The following is a 23,507-nucleotide window of genomic DNA, read 5'->3' on the forward strand; positions in this document are numbered from 1 at the left end:
TCACCGCATCCGTTCGAAAGACGTTACCACTTTGACACTCTTCACCGATTTCGGATTGGCCCAGCCGATCCTGAAGGCCCTGGCGGCCGAGGGCTACGAGAAGCCCACCCCGATCCAGGCCCAGACCATCCCCTATGCCATGGACGGCCGCGACGTCTGCGGCATCGCCCAGACCGGCACCGGCAAGACGGCCGCCTTCGCGCTGCCGATCCTCCACCGCCTGAACGCGAACCCGAAGCCGCGCAAGCCCAAGAGCCCCCGCGTGCTCGTGCTCAGCCCGACCCGTGAGCTCTCCGGCCAGATCGCCGACAGCTTCAAGGCCTACGGCCGCAACCTGCGCCTCACCACCGAGGTGGTGTTCGGCGGCGTCACCATCTCCCGCCAGGAGAAGGCGCTCGCCCAGGGCGTCGACGTGCTCGTGGCCACGCCGGGCCGCCTGATCGACCTGGTGGACCGCCGGTCCCTGTCCCTGCGCGATATCGAGATCCTCGTCCTCGACGAGGCCGACCAGATGCTCGATCTCGGCTTCATCCATGCCCTGAAGCGCATCGTGACCCTGCTGCCCAAGGAGCGCCAGAGCCTGTTCTTCTCGGCCACCATGCCGAAGACGATCTCGACTCTGGCCGATTCCTTCCTGCGCGACCCGGCCCATGTGGCCGTCACCCCGGTGGCGACCACCGCCGAGCGCGTGGAGCAGAGCGTCATCTTCGTGCAGACCAACCGCAAGCAGGTGCTGCTCGAGACGCTGCTGCGCGACCCGTCCATCGACCGCGTGCTCGTCTTCACCCGCACCAAGCACGGCGCGGACAAGGTCGTGCGCGGCCTCGACAAGGCTGGCATCGCCGGAGCGGCCATTCACGGCAACAAGTCCCAGCCGCAGCGCGAGCGTGCGCTCGCCGGCTTCCGCGACGGCTCCTGCCGGGTCCTCGTGGCGACCGACATCGCGGCGCGCGGCATCGACGTCGAGGGCGTGACGCACGTCATCAACTACGACCTGCCGAACGTCCCGGAATCCTACGTCCACCGCATCGGCCGCACGGCCCGGGCGGGCGCGACCGGTCTCGCCATCTCGTTCTGCAACGACGAGGAGAAGGCGTATCTCAAGGATATCGAGAAGCTGACGCGGCTGAAGGTTCCGGTCATGCCGCTGCCGGAGGGCCTGCCGGCCGCGCCGGCGGGCGGCGAGGCGCCGGATCAGCGCCGCGAGCAGCCGCAGCGCGGACGTCCGGCCCCCCATGCCCGCGGGCATCAGGGCCACGGTCAGCCGCGCAGCGCCGATCCGAATGCCGAGCGCGGTCCCAAGCGCCGCCGCGGCCGTGGCGGCAAGCCCGGGGGCAATCCTCAGCCGCAGGGCGGGCAGCCGGCCGGCAACCAGCAGCGGCCCGCCCAGGGCCAGCGCCCGGCCCAAGGCCAACGCCCGGCTCAGGGAAAGCCGGCCTCCAACCGTCAGGATGGACGCCGCGGTGACGGGGCCCAGGTGGCCTGGCTCGAGAAGAGCCCCCGCCGCCGCTAACAACCTCAAAGGCGCCTTCGGGCGCCTTTTTCTTTGACCGTCCGACCCTGTTCCCGCTTGCGGGAGCGAGCCGGCAGCCGGGTGAAGCGCTTTCTCGTCACCCTCCCGGTCATGGCCGGCCTCGTGCCGGCCATCCCATGGTCCGATTGACACCCTCTCACGTCATGGCCGGCCTTGTGCCGGCCATCCCGATATGGAAGGGCTCGGCGCTCTTCGTCATCGGGATCACCGGGACAAGCCCGGTGATGACGTGGAGGTTGTGTGAGGCGGCGATGACACCCTCCCACGTCATGGCCGGGCTTGTCCCGGCCATCCCGATTGTTTGAAGCGCCACGCCTCACCGTATCGGGATCACCGGGACGAGCCCGGTGATGACGTGGGTGAGGTCCCTGGGCCTTGCGGTCCGGCCTCTCCCCATGGGAGAGGTGAGGGCCGTCACGAGCCGGATTCCAAGGAGACGTCACCTCATGGCCAAGCGCGCCGGAAGCGCCGATCTGCCGCTGCATTCGGGGCATGTGCCGAAATGGCTGGCCGACCGCATGACGCGCCTCGGCGGCGTGGTGAGCGAGGCCATCGTGCATCATTACGGCCGCGACGAGCTGCTGCGGCGGCTCGCCCATCCGTTCTGGTTCCAGTCGTTCGGCGCCGTGATGGGCATGGACTGGCATTCGTCCGGCATCACCACCAGCGTCATCGGGGCCCTGAAGCGCGGGCTCACGCCGCTCTCGAAGGAGCTCGGGATCCATGTCTGCGGCGGACGGGGAAAGCACTCGCGCCAGACGCCTCATGAGCTGATCGCCATCGGCGACCGGGTCGGCTTCGACGGAGCGGCTCTGGCCAATGCCAGCCGGCTCGTGGCCAAGGTCGACAGCGCGGCGATCCAGGACGGCTTCGACCTCTATCTTCACGGCTTCATCGTGACGGATGACGGCCGATGGGCGGTCGTTCAGCAGGGGATGAACGACGCGTCCCGCCAGGCCCGCCGCTACCATTGGCTGTCCGAGGACCTGGAAAGCTTCGTCGACGAGCCGCATACGGCGATCGACGGCAAGGGCCAGGGCACGATCGTCAATCTCACCGACCGCCGGGCGGAAGCCTCCCGGAAGGCCCAGATCGACATTCTCGATTCCCTCGGCCCCGATGGCATCGCCCGCAGGTTCCTGGCCCTGGAGGAGCGTGAGCCCGAGCCAGCGCCGCAGCCGCTGCTGCCGCACCTGGTGATGCCCGAGCATCACGATGTTCGCGCCAAGGACGTGGTGCTGCGGCGACTGCATGGGAGCCTGGCGGCCGCGGCCGACCGCGGCCCGGCGGATTTCCCCGACCTGCTCATGACGCCGGGCGTCGGTCCGCGGACCGTCCAGGCCCTCGCCATGGTGGCGGAGGTCGTGCACGGGACGCCCTGTCGCTTCAGCGACCCGGCGCGCTTCTCCTTCGCCCATGGCGGCAAGGACCGGCACCCTTATCCGGTGCCGGTGCGGGTCTATGACGAGACCATCCGGGTGCTGAAATCGGCCGTCCAGAAGGCGAAGCTCGGGCAGCAGGAGGAGCTGTTCGCCCTGAAGCGCCTCGACGACCAGGCCCGTGAGCTGGAACGCCGCGCGAGCGGGCCCGACGTGGAGGAGCACATCCGGCGGGAGCGCGCGACATCGCATTCCTACGGCGGACGCTCCGTGTTCGGGGACGAACCGCCGCCCGCGTGACGGGCCGGCTCACCACCCGGCGAACGATCAGCGCTGCGCCTTCTGCAGCAGGCTCTTGTCGAGCATCACGTGCACGCCCTTGTTGCCGTTGACCACCTGGGTGATGCGCAGGTCCGCCGCGAGGCTGCACAGGGCATAGGCCTCCGCCTTGGTGAGGCCCGTGCGGGCGACGATCAGGTCGATCATGCTGCGCAGCGCGATGACCACGCAATCGTCGAGATCCGGGTCGAACGCCATGGTCAGCACATGCGTGGGTGTCTCGGCCATGGGCCAGGTGAGATGCATGTCCTCGCGCAGGTGCAGCTCGAAGGTGCCGATGAGACCCGTTTCGATGGCCGTGACGCAGACCTCGCCGTCGCCCTGAACCCCGTGCCCGTCGCCGACGGAGAACAAGCCGCCGTCCACGTGGATCGGCAGGTACAGGGTGGTGCCGGCCACGAGCTCCTTGTTGTCGAGATTGCCGCCGTTGCGCCGCGGCGGCAGGGTGCTCAGCGCCCCCCAGGCGGCGGGAGGAGCGACCGCCATCACGCCGAAGAACGGCTTCAGGGGCAGGTCCAGGCCCCAGGGCAGCCGCCCGGTCATCCGCTCCCGGTCGAGCGGGATGGTCATGAAGTGGATATCGTCGAAATCGTCCGGCAGGGCCCCCTTGAGCGGAGCCGAATAGGTGAAGCCCCAGTCGTAATGCAGGACGACGTCCTTGATGCGGACTTCGAGAACCTGACCGGCTCTGGCGCCCCGCACGGCGACCGGCCCGGTGCAGATGTGGCCCGGCAGCTTCGGCCGGTGCGCCGCATGAATGTCCGTCAGCGCCTGCGGAACCACGAACGGCGCCCCCGGCATCGCCTCCGGGCCGCCGGACACGGTCGAGATCGTGACCGTATCGCCGGAATCGACCGTCAGCAGCGGCTCGAGGGCCGCATCGAAAAAGCCCCAGTGAATGGTCTCAGGGGACGCATCAATCCGGTACTGGGCCACGAAACACCTCTGCAATCGCTATCGATGCCGGGTGTCTCGCATTCTCGTGCGTGAAGGGCAACAGGTCTTCCGGCTGGCGCGTCGGACCATCGGGATGGCCGGCAAGAGGCGGGCACTGACACCCTCCACGTCATGGCACCTTCCGCCCGTCCCGCCACCCTCCCCACGTCATGGCCGGCCTTGTGCCGGCCATCCCGATCACGAAAAGCACCGCGCCCCACCGGATCGCGATCACCGGCACGAGGCGGCTTCGGGATGGGAGCATCGGACCCGATGCCCTAGTGGTAGGGATCCGCCGCGTCCCTGAGGCCGTCGCCCATGAAGTTGAAGGCGAGCACCACGATCACCACCGGCACCATCGGGAAGAGCAGCCAGGGATGCAGCTGCACGGCCGCGAGGTTCTGCGCCTCGTTGAGCAGCACGCCCCAGCTCGTCACGGGCGGGCGCAGGCCCAGGCCCAGGAAGGAGAGGGCGGTCTCGCCGAGAATCATGGAGGGAATCGAGAGCGTCGCCGAGGCGATGAGGTGGCTCATGAAGTTGGGGATGAGGTGGCGGGCGATGATGCGCTGCTTGGAGGCGCCCATCAGTTCCGCCGCCTTGACGAAATCCTCCTCGCGCAGGGAGAGCAGCTTCGAGCGCACGGCGCGGGCGAGCCCCGGCCAGTCGAGCAGGCCCAGGATGATCGTGATGCCGAAGAACACCAGGATCGGGCTCCAGTTCGCCGGAAGGGCGGCGGAGAGCGCGAGCCAGAGCGGCAGTTCCGGGAGCGAGCGCAATATCTCGATCATGCGCTGGATCACGTGATCGACCCATCCGCCGAGATAGCCGGCAAGCCCGCCGAAGAAGAGGCCGAGCGCGAACGACACGGCGATGCCCACGATCCCGATGGTGAGCGAGATGCGCGCCCCGTAGATGATGCGCGAGAGCAGGTCGCGCCCGAGCCGGTCGGTGCCGAGCAGGAACAGGGTGCCGTTCTCGGGCGGGCAGACGAGGTGGACATCCATCTGCCACAGGCCCCAGAACTGGTAGGCATCGCCCCGGCACAGGAACCGGATCGGCTGCGGCTTCGACGTGTCGGGCGTGTAGACGCGCCGGAAGCTCTCGAGGTCGAAGCTGTAGCTGTAGGGATAGGTGAAGGGCCCGACGAAGCGGCCTTCATGAAACAGATGCACGCCCTGCGGCGGCGCATACAGGAAGTCGCCGTGGCGCTTGGTCTGGTTGTAGGGGGCGATCACCTCGACGAAGGGCACGATCGCGTAGAAGAACAGGAGCACGAAGGCTGCGGCCACCGCCACCTTGTGGCGACGGAACTTCCACCACATCAGCTGCCAGGACGAGGCGCGGTAGAAGCTCTCGCTCTCGGCCCCGACGGGCTCGGTCTTGCCGGGATCGAAGGGCGCCGGATCGACGTAATGCCGCTTGGAGGTGATGGCCGTGTTCATCGTCCGCCTCCCATCCGGATGCGCGGATCGAGCCAGGCGAGCAGGAGGTCGGAGATCAGCATGCCGACGACCGTGAGCAAGGCGACGAACATGAGGATGAACCCGGCCAGGAACTGATCCTGGCTCTTCAGCGCGCTCAGCAGGATCGGCCCCACGGTCGGAAGGCTCAGGACCAGGGACACGAGAACCGAGCCGGACACCAGATGCGGCAGGAGATTGCCGATATCGGCGATGAAGGGGTTGAGCGACATGCGGAAGGGATATTTCAGCAGGGCCTTGGTGGGGCCGAGGCCCTTGGCCTTCGCGGTCACGTAATATTGCTTTCCGAGCTCGTCGAGCAGGTTCGCCCGCATGCGCCGGATCATGGCGGCCGTTCCGCCGAGACCGATCACGACGGTCGGGACGAGGAGATGCGAGAGCAGGGACTGGGTCTTGGCCCAGGTCCAGGGCTCGCCCGCATATTCCGCGTCGTAGAGCCCGCCGATGGAGACGCCGAACCACCGGTTCATGTAATAGAGCAGGATCAGCGCGAGCAGGAAGCTCGGGGTCGCAAGGCCGATATAGCCGATGAAGGTGGCGAGGTAATCGCCCACGGAATATTGCCGGGTGGCCGAATAGATCGCGATCGGGATCGACACCACGTGGATGAAGATCACCACCGCGAGGTTGACGAGGAGGGTCAGCCACAGGGCGTCGCCGACCACTTCGACCACGGGCTTGTCGTACTCGAAGGACCAGCCCCAATCGCCCTGAAGAAGGCCGGAAAAGCCGTTCGGGCCCGGCATGACGCCGAGCCAGACCAGGTATTGCTGCCAGGCGGGCTTGTCGAGCCCGTACTGCTTGATGAGGAACTCGGCCTTCGCGATGGAGGCGGATTCGCCTTGGGCCCGCAGCTCGGCGATCTGATTGGACAGGAAGTCCCCCGGCGGCAGCTTGATGATGAAGAAGATCAGGGCCGAGATGATCAGCAGGGTCACCGCCATGGTGAGGATGCGACGCGACAGGAAGCGGATCATCGGCGGGCCTCTTTGCCGGCGGTCTTGTTCCAGTGGATCTCGTCCAGGCGGTAGATCCCGATCATCGCGGTCGGCTCCCAGCTGTAGAGGGCCTTGGCCGGAAGCCCCTGCAGGCCGTTGCGGACGACGATCGGCTGCAGGGCGCCGGAGATCGTGCCGATGGACCATTGGTTCTCGGCGTGATTGCGGAGCATCTCGGTCCAGACGTCCCGCTGCACGGTCCGGTTTCCGGTGTTCATCCAGGTCGTGTAGAGATCGAGAAGGCGCTGCGCCTCCGGAATGTCGACCTGCTCGCCGTTCTTGCCCTTGGTTTCCACGTACTGGCCCCATTTCGGCCAGGTGTAGTTGTCCTGGCGCATGGGAGCCAGTTCGGTCGGCGGCATGATGGCGGTCGGGATCGCGTTGTCGAGGCCCGGGGCCGCGACCATCACGGTCAGGCCCGCGTAGGAGCGGTTGCGCAGGACGGTGCGGTCCTGCGGCTTCACGAAGAGCCTGACGCCGATCTCGCGCCAGAACTCTCCGATCAGGGTCAGGCCGTCGACCACGAGGCTGCTCTCGCCGTCCGTCTCGACGATGATCTCCAGCTCGCGCCCGTCGGGCAGCAGGCGGATGCCCGCGCCATTGCGCTTCGTCAGGCCGATCTCGTCGAGAAGGCGGGAGGCTTCGCGCGGATCGTAGCCGGCATTCTCCGTGCGCAGCTCGGCGGAGAAGAGCGGGCTTTCCGCCACGATGGTGTTGTTGCCCTCGGTGCCGAGCCCGAACAGCAGCGCGTTGTTCAACGTCTTGCGGTCGATGCCGAGCGACAGGGCGCGGCGGAACCGCAGGTCCCGGTTGAGCTGGCGCCAGACCGGGTCCACGGTGTTGAGATTGGGATAGAGCGCAAGCTCCGTGCCGCGGGCATAGGGCCAGAGCAGGGTGGTGTAACCCTTGGCCTTCTCGCCCTCCTTCAGGACCGGGATGTCGCTCATGGAGAGGCCGCGGAACAGGAGATCGAGCTCGCCCGCATTGGCCTTGGCCGCGAAGAGGCCCGGGGCCGAGACATCCATGATGAGCCGGTCCACATAGGGCAGCTGCTGCCCCTCGTGGTCGACCCGGTGGTAATAGGGATTGCGCTCGAACACGAAGCGGTTGGCCGGCGCCGCGTTCGTCACGCGCCAGGGCATGAGCGTGGGCAGGGCCGGGTTGGTCTGCTCCTTCATGTCGTCCATGCGGTTGTGCAGGGCGGCCCAGGATTTCAGCTTCTGCTGCTTGGCCTTCTCGTCGAGGGCGGCTTTGTCGGCATATTTGGCGTGGAACTGCTTCAGATAGGCGGAGGCGCGGTAGATTCCCGGGTCGAGGGATCCGGCGAGCTGCGGCAGGAAGCGCGGATTGGGCTTGTCCCAGGTGAACCGCACCGTCCGTTCGTCGAGAACCTCGAAGCGCGGGGGGGCGCCGTCCACGAGCATGAATTCCGGCGGGCCGGCGGGCGAGAGATCCGCGTTCTGGGCGATGTCCTCCCAGTAGTAGCGGAAATCCTCCGCCGTGAAGGGCGAGCCGTCCGACCAGCGATGGCCGGCGCGCAACGTGAACGTGAAGACCCGGTCGTCCTCGTTCTCGAACCTCTCGAGCAGGTCGGGCTTGAGATGCAGGTCCCTGTCGTAGCCGACGAGCCGGGTGTAGGTGTAGGTCGAGATGTAGCGGATGTCGCGCGGCCGCGGCACCAGGGTGACCATGTCGCCGCCGTACCGGCCGGTCGAATCGACCACGATGGGAGTTTTCGGCAACCGCTCGGCCAGGGGCGGCAGCTTCTTATCCTTCACCTGCCCGGCGAAGAAGGGAACGTCCTTGAAATCCTGCGCCGCGGCGGGCAGCGCCAGCCATGCGAGAGCGGCGGCCAGGACGAGCGGTGTGGTTCTGATATCGAGCAGCATCACGCAGCCTCCCGGGCTGTCAGGTGCCCCACGCGAACCTTGTGGCCGGGTTCGATTTCTTTCATTGCGCCGAACTCGCCGGGCTTGATGCGGAAGGGCTCGGGCCATTCCGACGGCTGCGAGAAGCGGCCGGTCCGCAGTTTGGCGAAGTCCAGCGGGCGGTCGATGTCGGGATCCGGCACGGCGGCGAGAAGCGCCTGGGTGTAGGGATGAACCGGATTGCGGAAGAGGGAGGATTTCGGCGCCTCCTCGACGATGTAGCCCCGGCACATGACCGCGATGGTATCGGCGATGTAGTCCACGACGGCCAGATTGTGGGACACGAAGAGGTAGGACAATCCAAGGGCCGATTGCAGATCCTTGAGCAGGTTGAGCACCTGCGCCTGGACCGACACGTCCAGGGCGGAGACCGGCTCGTCGCAGAGCAGCACCCGCGGCTCGAGGGCGAGCGCCCGCGCGATGCCGAGCCGCTGGCGCTGGCCGCCGGAGAAGGAATGCGGGTAGCGCCGGAGCGAGCGCTGATCGAGCCCCACCATGTCGAGGAGCTGCTTCACCCGCTGGTAGCGTTCGTCCGAGGTGCCGATGTCGTGGATGCGCAGGGGCTCGGTCAGAAGCTCGTAGACCGTCATGCGCGGATTGAGCGACGAGAACGGATCCTGGAAGATGAACTGCACGGAACGGCGGTAGGCGGTCAGCGCGTCGCCTTCCAGCTTGTGCACGTCCTTCGGGCCCGTGCCGTCGTCGAAGAGGACGCGGCCCGAATTGGGCGTCAGGGCCCGCATGATCATCTTGGACACGGTGGTCTTGCCGCAGCCGGATTCGCCCACGAGTCCCAGGGTTTTCCCGACAGGAAGGGTGAGATCGACCTCGCTGACCGCGCGGATCTGCTGCGTCTTGCCGGAGAACCATCCCGACCGCAGCGTGAAGCATTTGGTGAGGTGCTCGGCCTTCAGGATCGGACCTTGCGGCTGGATGCGCTGCGGCGCGCCGGCGGATGCGAGAGCCGCGCTCTTCACCTCGCGGATCGGCGTCAGCCGCTCGTTCTCCCCCATGGCGAAGCGCGGGACGGCGCGCATGAGCGCCTGGAGATAGGCGTGCTGCGCATTGCGGAAGATGTTCTCCCGGGAGCCGGCCTCCATGATCCTGCCGCGATACATGACCACGACCTCGTCGGCCACGTTGGCGACCACGCCGAGATCGTGCGTGATGAGGAGCACCGACATGCCCGTCTCGATCTGGAGTTCCTTGATGAGATCGAGGATCTGCGCCTGCGTGGTCACGTCGAGCGCCGTCGTGGGCTCGTCCGCGATCAGGAGGGCCGGGCGGGTGATGAGCGCCATGGCGATCATGGCGCGCTGGCGCAGACCGCCGGACAGCTCGAACGGGTAGGTGGTGAGGGCCCGCTTGGGATCGGGAAATCCGACCCGGGCCAGCACGTCCACGGTTTTCCGGTCCGCCGTGGCCTGATCCACATCCGCATGGATCGTCAGCGCTTCGGAGATCTGGTCGCCGATGGTGTGGAGCGGGGACAGGGACGTCATCGGCTCCTGGAAGATCATGGCGATGCGCCCGCCGCGCAGAGCATGCATGGCGTCGCTCTCGGGCGCGAGCGCCGCGATGTCGACGGCGCCGCCGTTGGCCGGATCGTTGAAGAGGATCGATCCATTGGTGATCCCGGCCTTCTTCGACAGGATCTGGAGGATGGCCTGCGCCGTGACCGATTTGCCCGACCCGGACTCGCCGACGAGCGCCACCGTCTTCCCCTTGGGAATGTCGAACGTCAGGCCGTCGACCGCGCGGAAGTCTCCGGCATCGGTGCTGAAGTCAACTGTCAGCTGGCGTACCGACAGGAGTGGCGCTTCCATATGCTCCTCCAGGATCTATGAGCATAACGCATCAGATCCCATTAGATCTCAATTGTGATCTTGTTTCCAAGTCGAAACAGGCATCCGGACACAGGAAACGTATGTCTCTGGCGGCCAGGTGGGCGATAAGCCTTTCGCATAACGACCAGATGACGTCGTCATGGGCGAGATGGTGGGTCAGGAACCCGATCGGCTCGCCGCGATCCGCCCGGCCCGTCGCGCGCCGTTCGACCGCGCTGGCGAGATCGGCGATGATCGAGGCCGGATCGGCCAGGCCTCTCGTCCCGTGCCAGTCGATGGGATCCACATGGGTGTTGATCTGAAGGAGACCCGGCACGGGATGGGCGGATGCCCGGTCCGTGAAGGCGGACATGCCTCGGAATCCCAGCCGCGGCAGGCCGGCGACGAGATCCCGGGAGATCCGGTTCCAGGGGGGCACGAAGACCGGCAGGAGCTTCGATCCGAGGCGCTCCCGCGCCCCGTGCAGAGCCCGTTCCAGGTCCGCCGCCATGACGTCCAGGCCGCGATGGCGGCCGAATTCCGCCTTCTTCTCGCCCGCGGGCGCATGATTGGCATGGCTCCATCCATGGACGAGGGCGAACGCTGTCCGCTCCTGCGCCAGTCGCGCCGCAAGGGAGGCCTCGATTCCCGCCGGCACCACCGCGAGGCCGATCCCGGCCTCGTACCGGCGGGCGAGGCCGAGAAGCCGGTCGAGTTGGGGGGTATCGGCCACCGCGTCGTCGTCCCGCCACCAGAAGCCGACCGGGCAATCCCTGTCCCGGGCCCGGTCGAGCGCCCGGTCGAGGGGCGACCAGTCCAGGGCCCGGTGAAGCGCCGGCCGGGACTGCGCCAGCTCCTCGGCCAGGGCGACGCTCCGCCGGGCGCCGTCGGTGGACACGGCCGGCCTCCGGGCGGATGGCCACGACAGCGCGCGCCGGATCGCCCGGGCGAGGTTCGTCGGCGACAGGTCCGCCTCGGGCAGGATGTCCGCCAGACCCAGGGCCGCCAGGCGCTCGGCCCGCAGGCGCTGTTCCGTCTCCTGGCCGGCTTCGAACGGCACGAGGACCGATCTCACGCCGCATCGCAGCAGGTCGACGGCGGTGTTGTATCCGGCCTGACTCACGGACAGATCGGCCCCGGCGAGGAGGGCCCGGAAGTCGGGCCGCGCGCGCTCGACCACCACGTGCGCCGGAGCGCCCGCCCGAAGCTCCAGGAAGTCGGACTCGGCCACGCCCCGTCCGACGAGGATGCGCCAGGGACGGTCGGTGATCTCCCGGGCCGCCGCGAGGGCCGCGCGGTAGAGCGGCAGGCTCGCGGCGCTCGACCCGCCCGAGACGACGATCCCGTGCCGGCGGGCTTCCGGCACCGGGCCCTCGTTCTCGTCCACGTAGCCGGTGTAGCGGATGAGCGGCCCGATCCGCTCGTCCACGGGCCACGAGGCGTCCAGGGGCACCAGCTCCGGATCGCCGTGGACCAGGACGGCGTCGTAATGCCGGAGCACGCGTTCATGGGCCTCGGCGATCCGCGACGCCTTGGAGGAGGGCACCAGGATGTCCCGGATCGAGCACACGATCCGCGGGCTCGGATCGGTTTCGCGCGCGGCCTCGATCAGCGCGCGGAACTCGTCGGCCAGTCCGCGCCGCCCGAAGGGAAACAGTTCGGTGACGAGGATATGGGGCCGCACCGTCTTCAGGGTGTCGAGGAGGAGGGCGCGGCGGCTTGCGAGATAGGCTGCATCCACGGGCGCGAGGTCTTCGTCGAGCAGCGTCCTGAAATCCGTTCCGACCGTTCGCACCGGGGGCAGCTGAACCAGGGTGGCGGTGCCGAGATCGGACAGGCGGGCGGGGCTGCCGCCCGACACCAGGGTGGTCTCGTGCCCTTCCCGTGCGAAGGCCCGCGCCAGGGCGGCGGCCCTGGTCAGGTGGCCCGCGCCCAGCAGATGCGTGACGGCGATCAGAACGCGCAAAGTCATCCTCCCGTCTCATCCGTGAGCGGTTCGAGCGCGCGGCGCAAGCGCAAAGAAGCATGATCGAGGTCGCGGTCCTGCCGGACGAACCGCACCGCGTTGGCGCCGAGTTCCCGCAGCCGTCCGCGGTCCCCCAGAAGGTCGCTCAACGCTCCCGCGAAGGCCGCGGCGTCGCCCGGAGCGGTCAGCGTTCCGGTTTCGCCGTTCCGCACGACGCTGGCGACCCCGCCATACGCGCCCGCAGCCACCGCGCAGCCCAGGGCCTGCGCCTCCAGCAGCACCATGCCGTAGGCCTCGTTGACGGCCGGCCAGACGAAGAGATCGGCGCTCCCGTAGAACGCCGCCAGATCGGCCCTGCCGTCGATCCGCCCATGGAAGCGCACGCGCTGCGCCATGCCGGAGAAAAGCCGCGCGACCTCGTCGCGGGCCTCGCCGTCCCCCACCACGTCCAGGGTCCAGGGCAGGTGCCGGAGCCGGTCCAGGGCGGCGGCCAGAATGCGATAGGAGGCGAGCTTGTCGCCCTCCCGCATCATCGCCACCGTCAGGAGGCGCGGCGGGGCTTCCGGCCGCGGGCGGGCGGGCGGTGCGGGCCAGTCGCGCAGATCGAGAAACGGCGGCAGGTCGACCAGAACCTGCCGCTGCGGCTTGACCCGCTCCAAGGCTTCCCGGTCATGCGCCGTCATCACGAAGACCACGTCGGCCCGGTCGAGGGCCGCTTCCGACCCTTCGTGCCCGAGCGCCCAGGATCCCCGGGCGCGCTTGGTCGCCCGCGAGCCTTCGGCAACGGCATAGGGAATGCCGAGAGCCTCGGCGACGGGCGGGCCGATCCAGTCGGGCGCCTTGTAATAGACGTGATAGGTGAACCACAGACGCGGTCGCATCGCGTCGGGCAAGGCCCTGTAGCGGGCGATGAGGCGATCGGCTTCCGCCAGCGAGCGCCGTCGGAGCTCATCCTGGCGCTGCCCGTCGCCGGCCTTGTCGAGGGTTCTCAGCTCGCTGGCGAGAACAGGCGGGAAACCGGCTTGGCCGAGACCCTTCATCAGCAGGCGCGCCATGGTGCGGTCGCCCGAGGGCAGCGGATGGTTCGGGCTCTTCAAGGGGGCGTAGAACGCAACGGGCCTCGAGAGGGTCACACGCGCTCCGGTTCTCGTGTCGGGCTCTGCGTCACGGCGCGCAGGCGGGCTTCCAGCACGTCGATCCCGCCTTCCATGGAAAACTCCCGGCGCAGGCGCGAGAAAGCCGCGTCGCCGAAGGATGTCCGGCGCTCGGGGTCGCGGGCGAGGAGGTTGAGCGCGTTCGACAGGGCCTCCCAATCGCCCGGCGGCACGAGCCAGCCCTCCAGGTCGTTGCGGATGAATTCCGGAATCCCCGCGAAGTCCGTCGCCACGATGGCGAGCCCCTGGCTCGCCGCCTCCATGATCACGTTCGGCAGACCGTCCCGATCGCCCGATCGGGCTTCCTTGGACGGCAGCACGAACAGGTCGGCCTCGCGCAGGAGCGCGATGATGTCGGGCTGCGCCTTCGCGCCCAGGAACGCCACCCTGTCGGCGATTCCGGCCTCCTGCGCCTGCCTCTTCAGGCTGGCGAGCAACTCTCCGCCGCCCACATGGGCGAAGCGCCAGTGGAGGTCCTGCGGCAGGGCCGCGAGAGCCTGGACGAGGTCGCCGTAGCCCTTCTTCGCCACGGCCCGACCCACGGACATGATGCGCACGGGATCGAGCGGGTCCGCGCCGTTCCTGGCGGAGCGGCGTTCGGGAGGCGACGGAAAGCGCGAGAGGTCGAGCCCGTGATAGACGAGCGAGACGCGATCGGGCCGGGACAGCGACCGGAGATTGCCGGCGCCCTGCGCCGTGCAGGTGACCCCCCAGAGCGCCTCCGCCATCTTCTCGCGCTTCTCCCAGTCCGGCGTCGTCCAGATGTCCTTGGCATGGGCCGAGAAGGTCCAGGTCCGGCCCGTGAGCAGCGCGGCGTACCGGACGACGGACGCCGGCGTGTGCAGGTAATGCACGTGCAGGTGACCGACGTCCTCCGGCATCTCCCGCGCCATCACGAAGGCCTGGCCGAGGCGGCGCACCCGGTTGGCGGTAAAATCGCGCTTCAGGTCGCGCCAGAACGCCCTGACGGCGGGGGCGAAACCCTTCTGTCCCAGGCTCCAGACGGCGCCGCGCAGCACGCGCAGGGGCTCCTCGTAGAGATATTCCGGCAGATAGGTCACCCGCGCCTCGATCGCCTTGTGCATCGGATGCACGGCCCGCTCCGTCGGATGGCGGAGCGACCAGATCTCGAGGTCGAGGCCGCGCTGCTGCAGGGCCAGGATCTCCTGCGCGATGAAGGTTTCCGAGAGGCGCGGATATCCTTTCACCACGATGGCGATGCGCCGGGCTGTCGTCGAGGCGAGCATGGGGCGGTTACTCGGCCGCCTGATGATAGGGGGCGAACGGCGCCTGCGGATCCGTCAGGGCCCTGAGGCGCTCCTGGACCCGGTCCAGCCCGTCGAGAAGCCCCGGGACCGTGACGTCCGACGGGCGCGGCTGCGACGACAGGGAGCGCAGGGCGGCGGCCATGCGCTCGGGCGTGCGCGGCTCCTTGTAGTCGCTCAGCATGCTCACGAGCCCGAGCCGCTCGCCCTCGACGGCCCGGATGTACTGTTCGAGGCGGGGACGGGTGCGCGGCACGATGAGCGTGCGCTTGTCGAACGACAGGGCCTCGCAGAACGTGTTGTACCCGCCCATGGCCACGATGGCGTCCGCCTTCTTCATGAGCCATTCGATCTTGTTGTCGAACGACATCACGTCGAGTTTCGGCTGCCTGGCGATGCGCTCCACGAAGGACCGGCGCGTGTCCCGGTCGATGAAGGGGCCGAACAGGATCAGAGCCGGCTGGTCGAGCTCCGCGTCGGCCTCGTAGGCCGAGATCACCCAGTCGATCAGGTCGTCCCCGTCGCCCCCGCCGCCGGTGGTCACCAGGATGAAGGGCTGCTTCGTGATCTTGGGATAGCGGGTCAGGGACGGGGTCGGCGGGACGTCCCGGCGCAAATAGCCGGTATAGGTGATGCGCGCTTCCACATGGGCGGGCAGGTCGAGGGCCTTGAGGGGCTGATAGACGTCCCTGAGGCCGTAGACCCAGATCTCGTCGTAATACTGGACCAGGGCTTCCTTTGCGCCCTTGCGCTCCCATTCCGGTACGAGAAGAGCCGGCTCGTCCATCACGTCGCGGATGCCGAGCACGAGGCGGCAGCCCGCCGCCTTGAGATAATCGAGCGCCGGCACGACCTCGCCGCGGAAGCCGGTCGGCTCCTTGTCGACGATGAACACGTCCGGCCTGAAGGCCTTGGCGGCCTGAAGGATGAGGGCCTGGCGCAGGCCGACGGCCTCGTCGAGATCCACGTTGAGGTTGAGGCTGCGGTAATCCCCGTCCGGCAGCTTCGTGACCCCCGGAATCCGGATGTAGTCGACGCCGCTGTCGAACTCGAAATTGCCGATGACCGGCGAGCCCGAGATGATGACCACCGAGGTGTCCGGACGCCCCTGGACGATGGCGTTGGCGATCGCCCGGGACCGGCGAAGATGCCCGAGGCCGAAGGTGTCGTGGCTGTAGATGAGGACACGGGTTCCGCGGCTGCTCGCGGGCTGCACCGGGGAAGGACCTGCGTCCTGATCGAAGTCCTTCACCAGGTCTGCCATGCGGCTGCCCCTACGGTCAGTCGGGCGGGTCGAACGACGCCCCGTCCGCCTTCTCTACCTTCAAGAACACCGGATCCAAAGGTGAATTTGCACGCTCGGGATGGATTCCGATGCTCTCTCCTATAAGTAGCACATCGCCGGGGGCGGAGAACCGGATCCACTTTTCCGCACGACGCGCTCAGGTCCCTATCGATCAAATAAGGCGTCGCCCGAGATCGGAAAGAGGTTCATCCAGGCGTACAGAAGTGGTAACCGTTGGGCAATGGAAAAGAGCCTCTTCAGGTATATTTGGACACATTCAAAGCGCGACCAGCTCATCGTCTGCGCGGTAGTGCTCGCTTCCCTGCCGTTCTACTTCATGTCCCTGGATCTGCCCCGGCAGATCGTCAACCAGGCGATTCAGGGCGAAGCCTTCCGGGACGGCAACGCCACGGCCCCGTTCCTTCACCTGAGCTATGAATGGCCGAAATGGCTCGGGGGCGGGACCCTGGAGATCTTCCAGGGCTTCCAGGTCGGCCGGCTCGGCCTGCTCCTCGGCCTCTCGACCCTGTTCCTGTTCTTCGTCATCGTCAACGGGGCGTTCAAGTACTGGATCAACGTGGCCAAGGGCGCTCTGGGCGAGCGGATGCTCCGCCGGATGCGCTTCGACCTGTTCTCCATGGTGCTCCGGTTCACCCCGGACGCCCTGCGCACGGTCAAATCCTCCGAGACGGCGACGATCATCAAGGACGAGGTCGAGCCGATCGGCGGCTTCATCGGGGATGCCTTCATCACGCCGATCTTCCTCGGCATGCAGGCGATCACGGCGCTCGCCTTCATCATGATCCAGAACGTGTGGCTCGGCCTGATCGCCCTGGCGGTGATCGCCGTCCAGTTCACGATCATTCCGAAGCTGCGGCGCGAGCTCCTGCGCCTGGGAAAGCAGCGCCAGATCGCCTCCCGTCAGCTGGCGGGACGCATCGCCGAGGTCCAGGACGGCATCGAGGTCGTCCACGTCCACAATGCCTACAACTGGGAGCGGGCGGAGATCGGACACCGGCTGTTCAATCTCTTCACCATCCGGCTCAAGATCTATAACCGGAAATTCTTCGTCAAATCCCTCAACAACTTCCTGGCGCAGCTGACGCCCTTCTTCTTCTATGCCATCGGGGGCTATTTCGCCCTGCGCGGCACCCTCGACATCGGCCAGCTCGTCGCCGTCATCGGCGCCTACCGGGAACTGCCCCCGCCCTTGAAGGAGCTGATCGACTGGGACCAGCAGCGTCTCGACGTTCAGGTGAAATACGATCAGGTCACCCAGCATTTCGCCGAGGAGCGGCTCGTGCCGCTGGTCGAGGCCCGCGAGGAGGCCGAGGAGGATCAGCCCCTGGTCGGCGAGCTCGTGGCCGAGGACATCCGCGTGGCCGGTCCCCATGGCGACATGATCATCGAGGGCGGCGCCTTCGCCGTCACCCTGCCTGCGAGCGTCGCGCTGGTGTCCAACGGCGGGGCGGCCGCGAGCTCCCTGGCGCGCATCCTGGCCCGCCGCATGTCGGAGTTCAGCGGGCGGATCCGGATCGGGGACCGCGACCTCACCCAGCTGCCCGTTCCCGTGGTCGGGCGCCGGATCGCCTATGCGGGGGTCGATCCCATCCTGTTCCCCGGCAGCATCCGCGACAACCTGATCTACGGCCTCCGGACCAAGCCCCTGGCCCGTTCGGAGGAGGAGAAGAAGGAGATGGACCTTCGGATCGCCGAGGCGTTCAAGACCGGCAATCCGACCGAGAGCATCGGCGACCGCTGGGTGGATTACGAGCGGGTCGGCGCACGGGACGAGAACGATCTCGACCGGATCCTCCTCGACCTTCTGGACCGCATCGGCATGGGAGACACGGTCTACCTGTTCGGCCTCGCGGGCAGGATCGATCCCGAACGCCACATGGCTCTTGCGGAGCGCGTCGTCGAAGCCCGGCGGCGGCTGCGCGAGACCTTCCTGTCGAACGGCATGGCCGATCTGGTCGAGCCCTTCGATCCGGACCGCTACAACAGCCAGGCCACCATCGCCGAGAATCTTCTCTTCGGGGTGCCGATCTCGGAGGAGTTCAGGGGGCGCAATCTGGCCGAGAACGGCCAGTTCCGCAGCGCCATCGACCGGGCCGGGCTGACCGACGATCTCGTCCGCATGGGTCTGCAGATCGCCGAGACCATGACCGAGATCTTCGAAGGCCTGCCCCCCGGACATTCGCTGTTCGAGCAGTTTTCGTTCATCGGCGCCGAGGAGCTGTCCGAGTTCGAGGCGATCCTGCGCCGGCACGGCAGGGGCGAGGGCACCCTGAGGCGGGAGGACCGGACGCGGCTCCTGGCGCTGCCGCTCGCCTATGTCGAGGCCCGGCACCGCCTCGGCCTCCTGGACGGCCAGCTCACGACCCGGATCGTGGAGGCGCGGGCCCTTGTCCGCGAGGTCCTGGAGAAGGCCGGCTCCGACGGGGTGGAGTTCCTCGACCCCGAACGCTACTGCGCGGCGGCGCCGCTCCGGGACAACCTCCTGTTCGGGCGCGTCAGCTACCAGGTCGCCAATGCCCGCGCCCGCGTCGCGGAGGCCATCGCCGCGGTGGTCCGGGAACTCGACCTCCTGGAGGGCATCGAGCGGATCGGCCTCGACTACCAGGTCGGCACGGCGGGCAGGCTCCTGTCGCCGCAGGAGCGGGCGAGCGTCAATCTCGTGCGCTGCCTGGTGAAGCGCCCGGACATCATGGTCATCGACGGGGCCTTCTCACCTTTCGACGAGGCCCGCAGCCAGCAGCTGCTCGAGCTGCTGCTCGAGCTTCTCGACCAACAAAGCCTGTTCATGGTCCTTCCGAATGATCGACAGGCAGGCGCTTTCAATGTTCAGTTGCGCTTCCGCGACGGACAAATCATCACGGACAAGACGGCCGCTCCGGCTCCCAGGCCCGCCAGGCCTGAGCCGGCTGCCGCGCAGAGGATAACAGGAGAGGTGGCATGACGCTTGAGACAGAGGTTCAGTCCTTGCGGCAGGTACCCATGTTTCGAGATGTGGATCCGGCCCGCCTGAAGCTCCTCGCCTTCACGAGCGAGCGGGTCCAGTTCTCCAACGGGCAGCGCTTCTTCTCGCAGGGGGACCCGTCCGATGCCGCCTACGTGATCCTCGACGGCCGGGCCAGCGTCCTGCTCAACACGCCCGGGGGCGACATCCAGGTGGCCGAACTCGGGAGCAACGCCCTGGTGGGCGAGATGGGCATCCTGTCGGACACCCCGCGCTCGGCCACGATCATGGCGGCCGAGCCCACCACGGCCCTGCGAATCGACAAGCGGGTTTTCCTCGAGCTCCTGGCGCAGTTCCCGCAGATGTCCCTGGCGATCATGCGGGAGCTCGCGAAGCGCCTCGAGCGGACGAACGCGCAGCTCGTCGCGCAATCATCCTAAATTTCCGGCCGCCCCCCGGGATTTTTTCGGGGAAAATGCCGACACGGTTAGCAAAATCCTACTTCTTACGGCCAAGCTGACCGATTCTCGTCACAACTACCCGTCAACCCTTGTCCCAGAACAACACAAGGGAAGGCCCGGTCGTCAGGTCGGGCTGTTGCGGGATAAGTGATGATGAGTAACGCGAGAACGCTGCTGTGCGCGGTTCCGCAGCCTGTTGCGGATGTGCGCAAGACCGGACGTCGCCGCTTCCTTCACTTGACCTTGGCCGCGGGACTGCTCCTGGGCCTTCAGGGCCTGGCGGCCGGACCCGCGGCCGTCGCCACCCTCCCGAGCGCCCTCATGGCAAGGCCCGTCGCGGCCCTTGCCGAGCAGCCGCTGACCACCGGCTCGCTCATCACGGCGTCGATGGACTTCACCCCGAAGCTGCTCAAGGAGCCGGGCCTCTTCAAGGCGATCCTCGAGGGTGCCTTCACGTTCAAGAAGCCGCATGCGGTCAAGCCGGCGCCGCAGGAACTGGCCGACGAGACGGCGGGCGATCCGGATGAGCTGATCCCCTTCAACGGGCGCACCGTGCCGCGCTGGCTGGTGCATTCCATCCTGAAGGCGGCTCACGTGACCGGAGTCGACCCGGTCTACATGATGACCCTGGCGGACGTGGAATCGAGCCTCTCGCCCGGGGCCAAGGCGCCCACCTCGTCCGCCCAGGGACTGTTCCAGTTCATCGACCGGACCTGGCTCGAGATCGTCCAGCTCCACGCCGCCGATTACGGCTTCGCCGCCGCGGCCGAAGCCATCAGGACGGTCGACGGCGAGCCTTTCGTGAGCGACAGGGACCGCACCTGGATCATGAACCTGCGCACCGATCCGTATTTCTCGGCCCTCATGGCCGGCGAGCTGATCAAGGACGTGGAGCGCGCCCTGCAGGCCGAGGGCGAGCGGGAGCTGGCCGAGGCCGAGCTCTACCTGGCCCATTTCCTCGGCGCCTCCAGCGCCGTCCGGTTCCTCGAGGTCCTCGACCAGGACCCGAACATGAAGGCTTCCAAGCTCTTCCCGAAGGCCGCCAAGGCCAATGCCGGGCTGTTCACGGAAGGCAAGGGGCGCAAGCGCCGCTCGGTCAGCGTGGCGGAGCTCTACAACAAGATCGACTCCAAGATCGTCCGCCGCCTCGACCGCTACGAGGGGATCGGCCCCTATCTGGCCGAGATCTCCCGCCAAGCCGACCGGACCGCCGCGGCCGACGCGGCGGGCGAGGAATCGCCCCTCGTGCAGTAACGGCCGCGCAGGTCAGCCGAGCAGGTCAGCCGACCGCGCTGATCGCCGACGACGCCGAGGCCGGAAGCGAGCGGGTGTGGACGAAATCGCCCTTGGCCAGATAGGTCAGCTCATCCCGCGTGGAGGCTCGCCCGAGCACCGGATTCCGGTGCGGGAAGCGGCCGAAACGGGCGATGATGTCGAAATTGGCCCGGGCCTGGCTGAGGGAGAACTGCCAGACCGGCTTGAGATGGTCCGGGGCCTCGTCGAGGGCCTGCTCCGAGATGGCCACGATGCGCCTCATCCGGTCCAGGTGATCCGGACCTTCCGCATGGGCCAGCGGCAGGAAATAGAAGAATTTCTCGTACGGGCTCGTCAGGGCCTCGTAGTGCCCGTTCCCGAACCCTTCCTCGGCGAGCCTCACCGTGTCCGGATCGGACGCATAGGCGTCGGGCGTGCCGGCGAACAGGCCGCGCGGGAACTGGTCGAGCACGATGATCAGGCACAGCCGGCCGAGCGGGGTGGAGCGCCAGGGATCCAGCTCGCCGGCCTTGGCGGCGCGCACCAGGGGGGCGAACCGGTACAGCTCCGCATTGGCTCCCCCGCGCATCCACCAGGCCAGCATCTGCCAGTGCGCCGCGATGTCGGCCTCCGCGAGGTCGATCGGGAACCAGAAGTCGTAGACCTCGCGCCAATCCGTATGAGATGCCATCGGCTCCTCCTTGAAGGAGCCTGCATCCTATCGCGGGCGCAGTCGCCGGGCTGTGCTTGGCGACACCTGACAGGGCCGGAGGGCGGAGCAGGGCCGCGGTCAGAACGCCTTGAACGTGATGATCGTGTGCGTGTCGGCGATTTCCGGGATGACCTGCACGTTCTCGGCAATGAAGTGGCCGATATCGACCCCGTCGTCCACGTGGAACTTGGCGAGAATGTCGTAATTGCCCGCCGTGGAGTAGATCTCCGAGGCGATTTCCCGGTCGGCGAGGGCATTGGCGACCGCGTAGGTCTTGCCGAGCTTGCATTTGATCTCGACGAAGAAGGTCTGCATGGGGTCTCCGGGGCGGCGTCTCGAATCTGTCGATCAGTGAGATATGGCACGGGACCGCGCCGGTGAGAACCACTTCGGCCCTTCCTGCCACCCTCCCACGTCATGGCCGGCCAGTCATCACCCTCCTCTCGCCGGCCATCCCGATCGGAAAAGCGCGGCGCCTTACAGAAGCGGGATCACCGGGACAAGCCCGGTGATGACGGGGAGAGGTGGGATGGGCGGGTGATGACGTGGAGAAGGTGGCAAGGGCCGTGACAACACCCTCCCACGTCATGGCCGGGCTTGTCCCGGCCATCCCGATCCGGAGAAACGCCGTGCCTCAAACAAGCGAGATCACCGGGACGAGCCCGGCGATGACGTGGGAGGATGGTGTGAGCCGGTGACGACGTGGGGCCGGTCAGCCGCGTCCGACGCTGACATAGGTGAAGCCGTGGCGGCGCATTTCCTCGGGCCGGTAGACGTTGCGCAGGTCCACCACCACCGGGGCGGCCAGGGTCGCCTTGAGGCGCGCCAGGTCGAGGGCCCGGAAGGTGTCCCATTCGGTCACCAGCACCAGGGCGTCGGCCCCGCGGGCGCAATCGTAGGCATCCCGGGCGTAGGCCACGTCGGTCAGCACCGAGCGGGCCGCCTCCATGCCCTCCGGGTCGTAGGCTTTCACCCGCGCCCCGGCATCCTGGAGCGCCGTGATCACGTCGATGGCCGGCGCATCGCGCATGTCGTCGGTGTTGGGCTTGAAGGTCAGGCCGAGCACCGCCACGGTCTTGCCGCGCACCGAGCCGCCGCAGGCGGCGATCACCTTGCGGCCCATGGCGCGCTTGCGCTGGCTGTTGACCGCCGCCACCGTCTCGACGATGCGCATCGGCGCCTCGTGGTCCTGCGCGGTCTTGATCAGGGCCAGCGTGTCCTTGGGAAAGCACGAGCCGCCATAGCCCGGGCCGGCATGGAGGAACTTGGCCCCGATCCGGTTGTCGAGGCCGATGCCGCGGGCCACGTCCTGGACGTTGGCGCCCACCTGCTCGCACAGGTCGGCGATCTCGTTGATGAAGGTGATCTTGGTGGCCAGGAACGCGTTGGCGGCATACTTGGTCAGCTCGGCGGTGCGCCGGGACATGGTGAGCAGGGGCGACTGATTGAGGTAGAGCGGGCGGTAGAGCTCGGTCATCACGTCCTTGGCGCGCTCGTCCTCGGTGCCCACCACGATGCGGTCCGGGCGCTTGAAATCGGCGATCGCCGCGCCCTCGCGCAGGAATTCCGGGTTCGACACCACGGCGAACTGCGCCTCGGGCCGGGTCTCGCGGATGATGCGCTCGACCTCGTCGCCCGTGCCCACCGGCACGGTCGATTTGGTCACGATCACGGTGTAGCCGTCCATGGCGGCCGCGATGTCGCGGGCGGCCTGATAGACATAGGACAGGTCCGCGTGGCCGTCGCCGCGCCGCGACGGGGTCCCGACCGCGATGAACACGGCCTGCGCGCTCCCGACCGCCTGCGCCAGGTCGGTGGTGAAGGTCAGGCGGTCCTCGCGCACGTTCTTGGCCACCAGATCGTCCAGGCCCGGCTCGAAGATCGGGATCTCGCCCCGGTTGAGCGCCTCGATCTTGGCCGGCTCCTTGTCGACGCAGCAGACCTCGTGCCCGAAATCGGCAAAGCAGGCGCCGGACACCAGCCCCACATAGCCGGCTCCGATCATCGCGACACGCATCAGAGACTCC

At 67.7% G+C, this 23,507-nt stretch carries 17 protein-coding genes; 5 read left to right on the plus strand and 12 right to left on the minus strand.

Going from position 1 to position 23,507, the window contains the following annotated elements:
- Positions 1-31 precede the first annotated feature (31 nt).
- A complete protein-coding gene (locus tag OCW50_RS02550; protein ID WP_262296321.1) occupies positions 32-1,513 on the plus strand; it encodes a DEAD/DEAH box helicase in 1,482 nt (493 codons plus the stop codon).
- Positions 1,514-1,980: 467 nt separating this feature from the next.
- Positions 1,981-3,213 (plus strand): DUF763 domain-containing protein, encoded by a 1,233-nt coding sequence (locus tag OCW50_RS02555; RefSeq protein ID WP_262296322.1) that lies wholly within the window; start codon positions 1,981-1,983, stop codon positions 3,211-3,213.
- A 27-nt stretch (positions 3,214-3,240) separates the two neighbouring features.
- Here the strand turns inward: OCW50_RS02555 and OCW50_RS02560 are convergent, their stop codons facing one another.
- The 9 genes from OCW50_RS02560 to OCW50_RS02600 form a co-directional block, all read right to left on the minus strand.
- The gene (locus OCW50_RS02560; RefSeq protein WP_262296323.1) at positions 3,241-4,188 is read right to left on the minus strand and encodes an acetamidase/formamidase family protein; all 948 of its coding nucleotides are present in this window, start codon (positions 4,186-4,188) and stop codon (positions 3,241-3,243) included.
- 278 nt (positions 4,189-4,466) lie between these two features.
- On the minus strand, positions 4,467-5,630 hold the full coding sequence (locus tag OCW50_RS02565) for an ABC transporter permease (protein WP_262270930.1): 1,164 nt from the start codon (positions 5,628-5,630) through the stop codon (positions 4,467-4,469).
- Positions 5,627-6,646 (minus strand): ABC transporter permease, encoded by a 1,020-nt coding sequence (locus OCW50_RS02570; protein ID WP_262270931.1) that lies wholly within the window; start codon positions 6,644-6,646, stop codon positions 5,627-5,629. The genes OCW50_RS02565 and OCW50_RS02570 overlap by 4 nt, the downstream gene beginning before the upstream one ends.
- Positions 6,643-8,556 (minus strand): ABC transporter substrate-binding protein, encoded by a 1,914-nt coding sequence (locus OCW50_RS02575; RefSeq protein ID WP_262296324.1) that lies wholly within the window; start codon positions 8,554-8,556, stop codon positions 6,643-6,645. Before OCW50_RS02575 ends, OCW50_RS02570 begins: the two co-directional genes overlap by 4 nt.
- Positions 8,556-10,421: an ABC transporter ATP-binding protein gene (locus tag OCW50_RS02580; protein WP_262296325.1), complete on the minus strand. Its 1,866-nt coding sequence runs from the start codon at positions 10,419-10,421 to the stop codon at positions 8,556-8,558. Before OCW50_RS02580 ends, OCW50_RS02575 begins: the two co-directional genes overlap by 1 nt.
- Positions 10,422-10,452: 31 nt before the next feature.
- A complete protein-coding gene (locus tag OCW50_RS02585; RefSeq protein ID WP_262296326.1) occupies positions 10,453-12,393 on the minus strand; it encodes a glycosyltransferase in 1,941 nt (646 codons plus the stop codon).
- Positions 12,390-13,520, minus strand: a complete 1,131-nt coding sequence (locus OCW50_RS02590) for a glycosyltransferase family 4 protein (protein ID WP_262296327.1) — start codon at positions 13,518-13,520, stop codon at positions 12,390-12,392. The genes OCW50_RS02585 and OCW50_RS02590 overlap by 4 nt, the downstream gene beginning before the upstream one ends.
- Positions 13,517-14,788: a glycosyltransferase gene (locus tag OCW50_RS02595; RefSeq protein WP_262296328.1), complete on the minus strand. Its 1,272-nt coding sequence runs from the start codon at positions 14,786-14,788 to the stop codon at positions 13,517-13,519. Before OCW50_RS02595 ends, OCW50_RS02590 begins: the two co-directional genes overlap by 4 nt.
- A 7-nt stretch (positions 14,789-14,795) precedes the next feature.
- The gene (locus tag OCW50_RS02600; protein WP_262270937.1) at positions 14,796-16,070 is read right to left on the minus strand and encodes a glycosyltransferase family protein; all 1,275 of its coding nucleotides are present in this window, start codon (positions 16,068-16,070) and stop codon (positions 14,796-14,798) included.
- Positions 16,071-16,332: 262 nt separating this feature from the next.
- On the opposite strand from OCW50_RS02600, the gene OCW50_RS02605 reads away from it, so the two are divergent.
- From OCW50_RS02605 to OCW50_RS02615, 3 genes are all read left to right on the plus strand, one after another.
- Positions 16,333-19,053, plus strand: a complete 2,721-nt coding sequence (locus OCW50_RS02605; RefSeq protein ID WP_262296329.1) for an ABC transporter ATP-binding protein/permease — start codon at positions 16,333-16,335, stop codon at positions 19,051-19,053.
- Positions 19,050-19,493, plus strand: a complete 444-nt coding sequence (locus tag OCW50_RS02610) for a Crp/Fnr family transcriptional regulator (RefSeq protein WP_173945044.1) — start codon at positions 19,050-19,052, stop codon at positions 19,491-19,493. The genes OCW50_RS02605 and OCW50_RS02610 overlap by 4 nt, the downstream gene beginning before the upstream one ends.
- 174 nt (positions 19,494-19,667) lie before the next feature.
- Positions 19,668-20,768: a transglycosylase SLT domain-containing protein gene (locus OCW50_RS02615; protein ID WP_262296330.1), complete on the plus strand. Its 1,101-nt coding sequence runs from the start codon at positions 19,668-19,670 to the stop codon at positions 20,766-20,768.
- Positions 20,769-20,793: 25 nt separating this feature from the next.
- On the opposite strand, the gene OCW50_RS02620 is transcribed toward OCW50_RS02615, so the two are convergent.
- From OCW50_RS02620 to OCW50_RS02630, 3 genes are all read right to left on the minus strand, one after another.
- Complete coding sequence (locus OCW50_RS02620; RefSeq protein WP_262296331.1) at positions 20,794-21,459, minus strand: DUF924 family protein; 666 nt, start codon at positions 21,457-21,459, stop codon at positions 20,794-20,796.
- 99 nt (positions 21,460-21,558) lie between these two features.
- A complete protein-coding gene (locus OCW50_RS02625) occupies positions 21,559-21,795 on the minus strand; it encodes an Lrp/AsnC ligand binding domain-containing protein (RefSeq protein ID WP_009494007.1) in 237 nt (78 codons plus the stop codon).
- Positions 21,796-22,192: 397 nt separating this feature from the next.
- A complete protein-coding gene (locus OCW50_RS02630) occupies positions 22,193-23,497 on the minus strand; it encodes a UDP-glucose dehydrogenase family protein (RefSeq protein ID WP_262296354.1) in 1,305 nt (434 codons plus the stop codon).
- Positions 23,498-23,507 lie beyond the last annotated feature (10 nt).

Source organism: Microvirga sesbaniae, assembly GCF_025460805.1.
GTDB lineage: Bacteria > Pseudomonadota > Alphaproteobacteria > Rhizobiales > Beijerinckiaceae > Microvirga > Microvirga sesbaniae.

Bases quoted from the DNA above. Each gene is read 5' to 3' on its own strand.
- OCW50_RS02555 (WP_262296322.1), top strand. From the start codon at position 1,981: ATGGCCAAGCGCGCCGGAAGCGCCGATCTGCCGCTGCATTCGGGGCAT.
- OCW50_RS02565 (WP_262270930.1), bottom strand. From the start codon at position 5,630: ATGAACACGGCCATCACCTCCAAGCGGCATTACGTCGATCCGGCGCCC.
- OCW50_RS02570 (WP_262270931.1), bottom strand. From the start codon at position 6,646: ATGATCCGCTTCCTGTCGCGTCGCATCCTCACCATGGCGGTGACCCTG.
- OCW50_RS02575 (WP_262296324.1), bottom strand. From the start codon at position 8,556: ATGCTGCTCGATATCAGAACCACACCGCTCGTCCTGGCCGCCGCTCTC.
- OCW50_RS02580 (WP_262296325.1), bottom strand. From the start codon at position 10,421: ATGGAAGCGCCACTCCTGTCGGTACGCCAGCTGACAGTTGACTTCAGC.
- OCW50_RS02585 (WP_262296326.1), bottom strand. From the start codon at position 12,393: ATGACTTTGCGCGTTCTGATCGCCGTCACGCATCTGCTGGGCGCGGGC.
- OCW50_RS02595 (WP_262296328.1), bottom strand. From the start codon at position 14,788: ATGCTCGCCTCGACGACAGCCCGGCGCATCGCCATCGTGGTGAAAGGA.
- OCW50_RS02600 (WP_262270937.1), bottom strand. From the start codon at position 16,070: ATGGCAGACCTGGTGAAGGACTTCGATCAGGACGCAGGTCCTTCCCCG.
- OCW50_RS02605 (WP_262296329.1), top strand. From the start codon at position 16,333: ATGGAAAAGAGCCTCTTCAGGTATATTTGGACACATTCAAAGCGCGAC.
- OCW50_RS02610 (WP_173945044.1), top strand. From the start codon at position 19,050: ATGACGCTTGAGACAGAGGTTCAGTCCTTGCGGCAGGTACCCATGTTT.
- OCW50_RS02615 (WP_262296330.1), top strand. From the start codon at position 19,668: ATGAGTAACGCGAGAACGCTGCTGTGCGCGGTTCCGCAGCCTGTTGCG.
- OCW50_RS02620 (WP_262296331.1), bottom strand. From the start codon at position 21,459: ATGGCATCTCATACGGATTGGCGCGAGGTCTACGACTTCTGGTTCCCG.
- OCW50_RS02625 (WP_009494007.1), bottom strand. From the start codon at position 21,795: ATGCAGACCTTCTTCGTCGAGATCAAATGCAAGCTCGGCAAGACCTAC.
- OCW50_RS02630 (WP_262296354.1), bottom strand. From the start codon at position 23,497: ATGCGTGTCGCGATGATCGGAGCCGGCTATGTGGGGCTGGTGTCCGGC.